This is a genomic window from Pseudomonadota bacterium (assembly GCA_039196715.1).
Lineage (GTDB): Bacteria > Pseudomonadota > Gammaproteobacteria > CALCKW01 > CALCKW01 > CALCKW01.
The window spans coordinates 1-10527 of record JBCCUP010000115.1 but is presented as its reverse complement, the minus strand read 5'-3'; the positions used below and the strand labels follow the sequence as shown (position 1 = coordinate 10527).

The window sequence follows — 10527 nt, the reverse complement described above, 5'->3', positions numbered from 1 at the left end:
TGGTGCCCGGTTGTCGAGTCAGTTCAACCGCTTCGCGCTTGAACTCGGCACTGTATTGTCGTCTTGTCTTCATAAACACTCCTAGCGGCCACTATGGCTCTTTTCTGAAGTGTCCGAGATGGCGGGGTAGAACCCCTCGAGGACACACCGCATTCGCCCCGTCTCGCTGCGCCCGCAGGGCCCAGCGAGGACAGCGCTCCCACAAGACCGGAGCTGGGACAAAGCCCTGTGGGAGTTGGGTCGTCGCGAAGCGAGACGTGGAGCCCGCCCAGGGACGAAGGCGGCGGCGTTTGAGGTCCAATTCAACGCCGCTCATCGCCTCTGGGCGGCCCTCCTGCCCCGCTGCGCTCGGGCGCCGGTCCCAGCCCGGTCACTCGTTGATCCACGCGGAAATGGCCTCCGCGAGGCGTGTCGGTTGGCTCTCCTGGAGGAAGTGCATGCCTTCGCCGAGGTGTGTGAACACCGCATCGGGGAGGTCACGCTTCATGCTATCAACCATCTCCGCGTTGTAAATCAATCCCGGCTCGGCGTGGACAAAATGCACAGGGACGCGCGACGTCGCCAGAAACGCGTAGTTGTCCCCAACCGATTCGACGTTGCGAGCCGGTGTGCCTGAAATCGGAATTTCGAGCGGCCACTGTCGTAGGGGCGCCCTGTCCGATTTCGCCCGATAGGGTGCGCGGTAGGCGTCCATCTCCGCGTCCGACAGATCGCGACCTGCCATCATCGGCAACAGTTTCTCAACGAAATAGTTCTGCTCGACGATCAGGTCGTAGCCGTCGTCCGCGTCGCGCAGGGTTTTGAACAGGTACCTGCTGACCACGTCGGTCTCGTCCCACTGCATCGGCCGGTGAACGGCTTCGATCATCATGATGCTGTCGACGTTGTCCGGGTGCATGCGGGCGTAGTGGACGCCGATGGCCCCACCCCAATCGTGCAACACCAGGTCCATGTCAGCCAGGCCAAGCGCGTCGATGAACGCGGTGATGTAGCGCTGGTGGTCCTGCAGTGTGTAATCAATGTCAGGTTTGGCACTTCGACCCATGCCAATCAGATCCGGTACGACCACCCGGTGAGTCCGCGCGAGTGTCGGAATGATGTTGCGCCAGAGGTAGCTCGATGTCGGGTTGCCGTGAAGCAACAAGGCCGTGGGTGCGGTTGGCTGGCCCTCGTCGACATAGTGCAGTTGGCTGCCAAGAACGTCGATAAACCGTGATTCAAACGGAAAATCCGCGCTGATGTCGGCCTCGTGATCCACCTTTGGCGCGATGCGGGGGATGATGGCCGTGCAAGCGGCAAGGCAGCCACTCGCCAGCACCAGTATTACCGCTTGCGTCGCATGCTTGAGGTTCATTGGCTGTCTCCGTGTGGGGGGATTGGGGAAGGCCCGGACGGTGGCCACGCGGGTGCGAAAACCTGCGAATGCGTGTGCCGCCTCGGGACCGTGAACGTTGCGTGATGCACGGTGCACTTGGCGTGGCGGATCAGCTGGTACGCGTGATCACGGAGACCAGCATTGCAATGCCCAACACGACACCGCTTGCGGTTGTCAGAAAAGCGCCACTTGCACGCAGCGCGGCGAATGCGCGCCGGGACCCCGTTTGATTCACAAGGTGCGATCCGGCATCACTCGAGAACGCCACGGCGTGCGTCAGACGACCGGCACCAAACGCCGCGCCGGTCCACAAGGCCAGTGCAGTCTGCCCGTTGCCGAGTTCGTAGAGCGCCAGGGCCGCGACGAAAATGGCGGCGTTTTCCGCAAGGTTGCCGTGTCGCCGCACGAGTCGCTCGAGCGTGGCGTCGCCGCCCGTGCCGACCGCCTGGCCGATCTTGCCGCGATACAAGCCAACGTTCAGCATCAGCAGGTTTTGCGCTACGAGCAGCACGCTGCCCAGTGCCGTTGTGTACAACGGGAAATACAGCTCGTCCATGGTGCACCTCGAGTGGTCGACCGGAGAGTCCGGGGTTGTCAGGCATTGGAGCGAGTCTCCTGGATGATTTATGCTCAGTCGAGTGCGTTTTTGCCGACATAGTGGCGCGTTTTTGCGCCAGGCAATGGGGTAAACGATGAAAAAGCTGGACTGGGAAGACCTCAAGTTCCTCGGTGCCGTGGCGGCGCACCGTACGGTTCGCGCCTCCGCGAAGCACCTTGGTGTGCACCACTCCACCGTCAGCCGGCGAATCGATTCGCTGGAGCACGCGGTTGGCACGCGGTTGGTTTTTCGGTCCCCAGAGGGCTACACCTTGACCGATGCGGGTGAGGTGATGGTTGGCTCGGCCAACGCGATGGCGACCGAAGTGGACCGGGCACGGCGGCTGGTCGATGGCGGCGATCGGGAGCTGACGGGGCACCTTGTCGTGTCGATGGCGGAGACTGTAGCGGTACACGCCTTCGCACCGCGCTTCGCCGAGTTCCACACGCGTTACCCGCGGTTGGAGCTGTCGATCGTATCGACCACCCGCATGGTCGACCTTGCTCGTCAGCAGGCCGACGTGGTGATCCGCATGAGCAACAAGCCTGATGAGTCGTTGTTCGGCAAAAAACTGCTGACCTACAACAACGCGGCGTACGCAAGCGCAGACTACCTGTCTCGTGTGGACCCGGCATCTCCGGATGGCGGTGCGCGCTGGATTGGCTGGGACGGCTCACGGCAACGCCCGTCGCGCTGGCGCGAGCGGACGCCCTACCCCGACTTGCCAGTCTGGGGCGACTACCCGGCGCTGGACATGCAAGCTGCGATGGCACGCGCAGGTCTGGGACTCGCGTACCTGCCCTGCTTTATCGGTGACCAGGATCCCGCGCTGGTGCGCGCCTCGGCGGCGCCACCACAGGTCGGCCTCGATATCTGGGTGCTGACCCACGTTGACCTGCGCAACACCAGCCGGGTCCGCGCATTCATGCAGTTTGCCGAAGATGTGATTGTGTCCAATCGCGCGCTGTTCGAAGGCTCAGCTGCCTGAGCGCTGTCTTGAACCGCGTGAACCGTTGCCACGTCCAGCAACGCGTATCCGAATTGAATGGCGTGGTGATGGCGAATGACACCCCCGCGCACGGGCAGACTCGTACACCGCTTTGACCGGGTATGTTTCTGAGTTGCGTCCCTCGTGGGAGTTGCGTCGTCACCAGGCCGACTGGGCATGGATACACGCGACGATAGGCGGCCGCGCTGGACATGCTGTCAACACACGTATTCGTCCCGTCTTGCTACGGCTGCGCGGCCCGGCAAGGACAGCGCTCGCACGGCGGTCGTGCCAACACAAAGCCGTGTGGGAGTCGCGTCGTCGGGGAGCGACACGCGACGAACGCGGCGGCGACCTAGGTCGGGCGGACAGCGCGTTGGAGGTGCCAGGCGGCAATGCCGATGGCGAGCCCCCAGAAGGCGCTGCCGATACCAAACACCTCGAGCCCGGACGTCGTGGTCAGGAACGTGAGAATCGCTGGCACGCGCGCGTCGGCCTGGCTCAGGCTGTCCGAGAGGCTGTTGGCGATGGTGCCGAGCAGCGCCAGGCCTGCAATGGCCGCGACCAGCGCGGCCGGAAAGGCTGTGAAGAGGCCGGCGACGGCGTTGGCGAACACGCCGATCAGCAGGTAGAACGCGCCGGCCCAGACGGCGGCCTTGTAGCGCTGTTTCGGGTCGGGGTCGACGTCGGGCCCCATGCAGATCGCCGCGGTGATGGCGGCAAAGTTGAAGGAGAAGCCGCCGAAGCCGGCGAGCGCAAGGCCGGTGACGCCAGTGGACGCGATCACCGGTGAGGCCGGCGCATCGTAACCGTGGGCGCGCAGCGTCGCGATGCCTGGCACATTCTGCGACGCGAGTGTGACGATGTAGAGCGGCAGGGCGACACCGATTGCCGTCGACAGGCTCCAGGCCGGGGTGGTCCACACGGGCGTGGCCGGCGTGACGTCAATGAACTCGGCCGTGAGGTTGCCCTGCGCGAAGGCGATCACCAGGCCCACCACCAGTGCACCGGGCACCGCGTAGCGCGGCGAACGCACCTGACCGATCAGGAACACCACGGTCATCGCGCCGACGATCGCGGCGTTGCTGCCAAACGCGGCCATCGCCTCGGTACCGAACTGAAACAGCACGCCCGCCAGCATCGCCGGCGCAAGCCCGGGCGGCAGCAGGCGCACCAGTCGGTCGAACACGCCGGTCAGTCCGGTCAGGGTCAACAGCGCCGAACAGAGCAGAAATGCGCCGACCGCTTCCTCGATCGACACGCCCGCCAAACTCGTCACCAGCAACGCCGCGCCCGGCGTCGACCAGGCCGTCAGAATCGGTTGACGGTACACCAGCGACAGCGTGATGCAGCTCAGGCCCATGCCGACGCCAAGTGCCCAAAACCAGCTTGCGACCAGGGCGCTGTCGGCGCCGAGCGTGTTGGCTGCCTGGAAAATGATCGCAGCAGAACCGGTGTAGCCGACCAACACAGCAATGAAACCGGCGGCGATGTGAGACAGATGAAATGGCATACGCATGACAATAGGTGCTGGCAGTCAAACAAATCTGCGCTGTCAAGCACCGCAGGCACACGTCTGACGGTTTGGTCGATATGAAACCCAAACGCGCAGAGCGTACAGCACACGTTTGACTCGAGCCATCCAGCAGCCGGTGGTGGCGTTGTGCAGGGCGCGTTCCATGCGACCTGTCTGGCGTCTGAGACGCATGCGCGCAGTGAACCCGTAGAGCAGACTTGTGGACTAAGATGGCAGACAACACGGTTACGCGCGCTGTGCGCCGAGAGGTCTTCCCGTGTGAGCGGCATGCCGCCAGAATCCCATCGTTTGCGACACAGTGCCCGCCTTTGAAACCGCGCATGCCATCGAATCGCCATTGGACTGATCACCTGTTTGTCGGCGCTGCGCTGACCTCAGTGTTGTTGTGCCTTTTACCCCTGTTGGCGGTTGTCGTTGCTGCTGCAGGGGGAAGCACCGACTCAGTGCGCCACCTGGCCGATACCGTGTTGGTACGCTACACCCTCACCACACTCTGGCTGGTCGCAATAGTCGCCGTCGGCACGGCGGTGGTCGGCACGGGTACCGCTTGGCTGGTGACCATGACGCGCTTTCCGGGCCGTGGCGTGTGGGAAGTCCTGCTCGCTTTGCCATTTGCTTTTCCAGCCTACGTTCTCGCCTACGCCTACACCGATCTACTGGATCACCCGGGTGCTGTGCAAACGTGGATACGCGCTGTCACCGGCTGGGGACCACGTGACTATTGGTTTCCGGAGATTCGGAGTCTGGGTGGTGCAGCAAGCATGTTTGTGCTCGTACTCTATCCGTATGTCTACTTGCTTGCGCGGTCGGCTTTCTTGCGCGAGTCGGCCACAGCGAACCAAGCTGCACGCACCCTTGGCCGAGGCGCATGGGGCGCGTTTTGCCGTGTGTCCTTGCCGATAGCGCGCCCGGCAATCGCAGGCGGTGTTTTGCTTGCTGTCATGGAGACCATCGCCGACTTTGGCACGGTGAGTTATTTTGGCGTGCAAACCTTTGCAACGGGTATCTACACCAGTTGGTTCTCTTTTGCTGACCGAACAGGCGCTTCTCAATTGGCGTTGTGTCTGCTCGCTTTCGCACTGCTGCTGGCTGTGATGGAGCGGATCCAGCGCGGCGCCGCGCGCAATCATCAAGCCGGTACGCAGGTCCGTGATCCCATTCGGGCTCACTTGCGAGGTTGGCGCGCGACAGCGGCGATTGCGGCCTGTGCGCTACCCGTCATCTTCGGTTTTGCGCTGCCGTTGTTGTTGTTGTTCGAGATGAGTCTCGCCTCCGAGCAAAATGTGTTCAGTCGGCGCTACTACAACTTCATGCAAAATTCGCTGACCCTCGCGTCACTGGCAGCCGCACTAACTGTCGGTGCAACGATTTTGCTTGCGTCATTCAAACGGTTCAGGCCGGGCACAGTGGCGAACGGCGCTGGTGACATCGCGCGCATCGGTTACGCAGTACCAGGCGGGGTCATCGCGGTGGGATTGTTGGTGCCTTTTGCTGCGCTCGACAACAACATTGATGCCCTGGCAAAGGCGTGGTTTGGCTTTTCAACCGGACTTGTCTTTACCGGCACCATCAGTTTACTGGTCATGGCATACGTGGTGCGGTTTATGGCAGCAGCCTTGAACACCTACGAGAGCGGACTTGCGACTGTGTTGCCGTCGCTGGATTTTGCTGCGCGCACGCTCGGCCACCGGCCCACGCATATCCTGGGCCGTGTGCACCTGCCCTTGCTCAAGGGGAGCGTGTTTACGGCGTTGTTGATTGTGTTCGTCGACGTCATGAAGGAACTGCCTGCCACACTCATCCTGAGGCCATTCAATTTCGATACGCTCGCAGTGCAAGCGCATCGGCTCGCGGCAGACGAGCGCCTTGAAGGCGCTGCGGTGCCGTCATTGGTGTTGGTGGCAATCGGTTTGCTACCCGTCATTCTACTGTGTCGGCAAATGTCGAAACGCACATAAGAAAAGCCGGCACTGCGGCCGGCTTTCCAACGTACAGGCCCTGATCGAGATGCGTCGACCAGGGTGTTTCAACGCACTACTTCCAACCGGCTTCGTTCAGCACCTTCTGGGCGGAGGCAACGTTGTCGGCGATGACGGCCGCGTCGACGTCATCGGGTTTGAACAGGCCAAGTCTCGCAACGGATTCACTCAGACCCACGCCCGGCACAGCAGGGTATTCGTCATTGCCCGCCGAGAAGTACTGCTGGGCTGAGTCTGACGCAAGGTACTCGAGGAATTTGATCGCGTTGTCCTTGTTGGGTGCATGCGCTGCGACACCACCACCCGACAGGTTCATGTGGGCGCCAATGGAATCCTGGTTCGGGAACACCCAGCCAACCATATCAACGCTGTCAGACAGACCTTTGACGGGTTTGCGAATGGCGCGTGCAAAGTAGTAGGTGTTTGACATTGCAATATCGCACTCACCGGAGACCACTCCGCGAAGCTGATCGGTGTCGCCGCCCTGCGGGTCGCGGGCAAAATTGGCCACTACGCCTTCCGCCCAGGCTTTTGTCGCGTCTTCACCCAAGTGTGAGATGAGCGCAGCGGTGATGGTTTGGGTATACACATTGGAAGACGATCGAATGCACACCATGCCCTGGTACTTGGGGTCGGCGAGTTCTTGGTACGTCTTCGGTGGGTCCTGCACGTCGTTTTTGTCGTAGAACAGAATGCGCGCGCGTTGTGAGAAACCGAACCACTGGTTGTCGTCATCTTGCAGGTAGTTGGGTACGCGATTTTCCAGCACACCAGAGTCGATCGACTGCAGCACGCCAGCGGCCTTGGCGCGTTCCAAGCGCGACGTGTCGACGGTCAGCAGGATATCGGCCGGGCTGTTTTCACCCTCTGCCTGCATGCGTGTGATGAGTTCATCGGCCTTGCCCTCGATCCGATTGATGGTGATGCCAGTCATGGCCTCGAAGTCGGAGTAAAGGCGCTCGTCGGTGTCATAGTGGCGGGACGAGTACAGGTTCAATTCACCTGCTGCATGCGCGATCGGTGTGGTGGCGACAAGCAACGCGGCGGTCACGCCGGCGATGCCAGTTGCACTCTTCTTGAGCGTCATCCTGATCTCCTCAGATTTGAACGGTTGGAAAAAAAAGCCAAGTGAATGCGCCAACGTGCCCATTCCTGCAGCGCGCCTTAATACCGTACTGTTTTGGTCGGGTATTGATTCACTCGGCTGCTTTCGAGCTGCACTGTGCGCCGGAGTTCCGAGTAATGGAAAAAAACAGTGCCAACGCAATCAGCTGACTGGACTGGACTGGGCGGGCGCGTTACGCGTGGTATTGCGACGAGAGCACGCGGCGTGCAATCACGCGTCACCCGATGGGAAGGCCAGTGGTTTTTCGATGCGCACGCGGACACCAACCCGGTCACCAACGTCGAACGCCCGGTTCGCGGGGACCAGACTCAGCAGGCGCGTATGGCCCTGTACGTCTATTGCGCACAAGCAATCAGCACCTCGGTAGTGCCTGGAGACCACGCTTGCACGGGTTGCGCTTCCCTCGTCGTGCACGACGTCCTCAGGCCTGATCAGCAGCTCGACTGTGTCCTGTTGGCGTAAGTGCGACTGCGATGCGCACAACTCGAAATCTCCAATCTCGGTCTGCACACGGTGTCCGGCTATCACCGTGCCGGCCACGAACACGCCGTCGCCAATAATCTCCGCGACAACGCGATCGACCGGATTGCAGTAAAGCTCGTCGGCTTTAGCCCACTGGCGCAGTCTGCCCTCTGCCATCACCCCGATGTCATCGGCGATGGAGAAAGCCTCGTTCTGGTCATGTGTGACAAGGATGCCGGTGATCTTGTCGTGTTTGAGTAACGTGCGAACCTCTTGCGCCAGGTGCACCCGCCGATCACTGTCCTGGCCACTGAACGGTTCATCGAGCAGCAGCACTGGCGGCCTCGGGGCCATCGCGCGAATAAGTGCAATGCGTTGCTGTTGGCCGCCGGAGAGCTGGTGCGGGTAGCGCCGCGCAAGCCCTTGCAACGACACGAGTTCCAGCAACTGTTGGACGCGTGATGCGATTTCGGATTTTGAATGCCTGTGCAATCCAAATGCGATGTTTTGGGCAACCGTCAGGTGCGGAAACAAGGCGAGATCTTGGAACACCATCCCAACGCGGCGCGCCTCGGGTGTCCACTGGTGCACGGCGTTCGCGACTTCGTGGCCACTGACCGTGATGTTGCCAGCGCGCGGCGATTCAAAGCCTGCAATCGCGCGAAGGATTGTGGTCTTGCCACAGCCACTTGGGCCGAGTAAACACGCAATATCCCCTTGGTTGAGAGCAAAGCTGACGTCCGAGACGACCCGTTTGCCGGCCAACTCCACACTCAGGTTTTCAACTGCAAGTTGCGACGTCATCGGCAAATGATACGCGCTGGTTGCTGCAATGCGAGCCCCGGGCCCCGAGGACGGTTTGCGACCTCGCGCGTGCGCACAAGGTGTTGATTCAGGCACGGATGCGGTCCGAAGTCATCACCTGACAGGCAATGCAGGCGGATCAAGGGCTTGGAAGTTGGTTGAAGTCGATTTGCACGCCGTTGCGGTCGATATGGATGACGCCAAAACCGGCCGGCTCGTCGGCAATCTGGAAGGTGTCGAAGTCCCAGGGTGGTCGTGCCGGGGGCGCCTGGAACAGCACCGAGCGTTGCGTCGCAAACGGCACCCCGTGGCGGTTGCCGGTGAACACGCGGTGCACGTGGCCCGCGCACACGTGGCGCACGCAGCTGTGCCCCGCGAGAATCGCCATCGTCTCGTCGGCGTTGCGCAAGCCGATCTCGTCAAAGGGCGTGATGCCAAATTGCACCGGCGGGTGGTGCATGAAGACGACCACGTGACACGCGTGGCTGTCTGCCAGGGTCCGCGCGAGCCACTCGAGACGCGCCGCGCAAAGCTCGCCGCCGCTCTCCCCCGGGATCAGGGTGTCGAGGCACAGCAAGCGCACGGTGGGTGTGTCGGTGCCGACCTCGGTGTTGCCGGCGCCGGTACGCCCGGGCTCGAGGTCGACACAGTACTGCACGAAGTCCGACGTCGCCGAACCCGGAAAGCCGATCGTGTCGCGCAGCGGCGCACGCGCGTCGTGGTTGCCAACCAGCGGGTACCAGGGCATTGGCAGGCGATCGAGCAAATGCCTCGCGGCGCGGTAGTCCGCCACGCTGCCGGAGTTGGCAATGTCGCCGCTGACCACGCAGCAGTCGGCGTCGGGGTAGTGGGTGACGAGGAACGACACCGCGCGCTCGCATGCGGCCACCGGGTCGCAGCCCAACACGGTGTCGTCGGCGTCGAGGTGCAGGTCGGACAGCCAGAGAACGGTCGGCATGGTGCCACGAACGGAAACCGGGGCCACCACCGTGACACAGCAGTCAGCGCAGCGGCAACTCGGTGGTGTCCTTGATGGCTTCCATGACGAAAGACGCCGACACGTCGCTCAAGGGCACGGCCTGGATCAGGCGTTGGTAGAGCGCATCGTAGGCCGGCATGTCCGCCACTTGCGCCTTGAGCAGGTAGTCGGTGTTGCCCGAGGTGCGCCACACCGAAACGATTTCCGGTTGTGCGCAGACCGCCTCTCGGAAGCGCGCGAGCCAGTCCGCCGTGTGTTCGTGGGTCCGCACCGCGATCAGCACCGTCAGCCCGCAGCCACAGGACTCCGGGTCGAGCACGGCGACCCGCTTGCGGATCACCCCGGCCTGCTCGAGGGCCTTGATCCGTCGCCAACAGGCGTTGCGCGACAGCGACACCCGCTCGGAGAGCGTGTCCAGCGAGGCACTCGCGTCGCGTTGCAGTGCGCGCAGAAGACGTGTGTCGGTGCGATCGAGTGGGCTGTCGGGAATCGGAGGTTTCGAGTGCATTATCAACTGGAATTCATGTTTGGAAGGTATTTTATCCCACAAAAATACCCTCTGAGGGAAATTATTCGTAGATCAGCCCTGTTCGATGTGAATTTTGAGACACCTGAACGGTGCCGTTCCGCCATGCTGTTCCCCCAGTCAACTGCGAGACACATCGGATGCACACCCTCA

The 10527-nt window shown here is 62.0% G+C and carries 9 protein-coding genes; 2 read left to right on the top strand and 7 right to left on the bottom strand.

From position 1 onward, the window contains the following. Positions 1-370 precede the first annotated feature (370 nt). Together AAGA11_21745 and AAGA11_21740 are read right to left on the bottom strand one after the other, a co-directional pair. Positions 371-1354 carry a haloalkane dehalogenase gene (locus AAGA11_21745; GenBank protein MEM9605497.1) on the bottom strand — a complete coding sequence of 328 codons (984 nt, stop codon included), beginning with the start codon at positions 1352-1354 and terminating at the stop codon, positions 371-373. 130 nt (positions 1355-1484) lie between these two features. Then, positions 1485-1931 carry an MAPEG family protein gene (locus tag AAGA11_21740; GenBank protein ID MEM9605496.1) on the bottom strand — a complete coding sequence of 149 codons (447 nt, stop codon included), beginning with the start codon at positions 1929-1931 and terminating at the stop codon, positions 1485-1487. Positions 1932-2067: 136 nt separating this feature from the next. On the opposite strand from AAGA11_21740, the gene AAGA11_21735 reads away from it, so the two are divergent. Continuing rightward, on the top strand, positions 2068-2961 hold the full coding sequence (locus AAGA11_21735; GenBank protein ID MEM9605495.1) for a LysR family transcriptional regulator: 894 nt from the start codon (positions 2068-2070) through the stop codon (positions 2959-2961). A 355-nt stretch (positions 2962-3316) separates the two neighbouring features. Here AAGA11_21735 and AAGA11_21730 read toward each other — a convergent pair whose 3' ends face one another. Beyond that, complete coding sequence (locus tag AAGA11_21730) at positions 3317-4474, bottom strand: benzoate/H(+) symporter BenE family transporter (protein MEM9605494.1); 1158 nt, start codon at positions 4472-4474, stop codon at positions 3317-3319. Positions 4475-4818: 344 nt separating this feature from the next. Between AAGA11_21730 and AAGA11_21725 the strand changes: the two genes are divergently transcribed. Next, a complete protein-coding gene (locus AAGA11_21725; protein ID MEM9605493.1) occupies positions 4819-6456 on the top strand; it encodes an iron ABC transporter permease in 1638 nt (545 codons plus the stop codon). Positions 6457-6532: 76 nt separating this feature from the next. On the opposite strand, the gene AAGA11_21720 is transcribed toward AAGA11_21725, so the two are convergent. The 4 genes from AAGA11_21720 to AAGA11_21705 all read right to left on the bottom strand — a co-directional run bounded on the left by AAGA11_21720 (position 6533) and on the right by AAGA11_21705 (position 10356). Next, a complete protein-coding gene (locus tag AAGA11_21720) occupies positions 6533-7564 on the bottom strand; it encodes an extracellular solute-binding protein (protein MEM9605492.1) in 1032 nt (343 codons plus the stop codon). 249 nt (positions 7565-7813) lie between these two features. Then, entirely contained in the window at positions 7814-8869 is a 1056-nt protein-coding gene (locus AAGA11_21715; GenBank protein ID MEM9605491.1) for an ABC transporter ATP-binding protein, read from the bottom strand. Positions 8870-9008: 139 nt separating this feature from the next. Further along, on the bottom strand, positions 9009-9827 hold the full coding sequence (locus AAGA11_21710; protein ID MEM9605490.1) for a metallophosphoesterase: 819 nt from the start codon (positions 9825-9827) through the stop codon (positions 9009-9011). A 43-nt stretch (positions 9828-9870) separates the two neighbouring features. Beyond that, positions 9871-10356, bottom strand: a complete 486-nt coding sequence (locus AAGA11_21705) for an Lrp/AsnC family transcriptional regulator (protein ID MEM9605489.1) — start codon at positions 10354-10356, stop codon at positions 9871-9873. Positions 10357-10527: the final 171 nt, after the last annotated feature.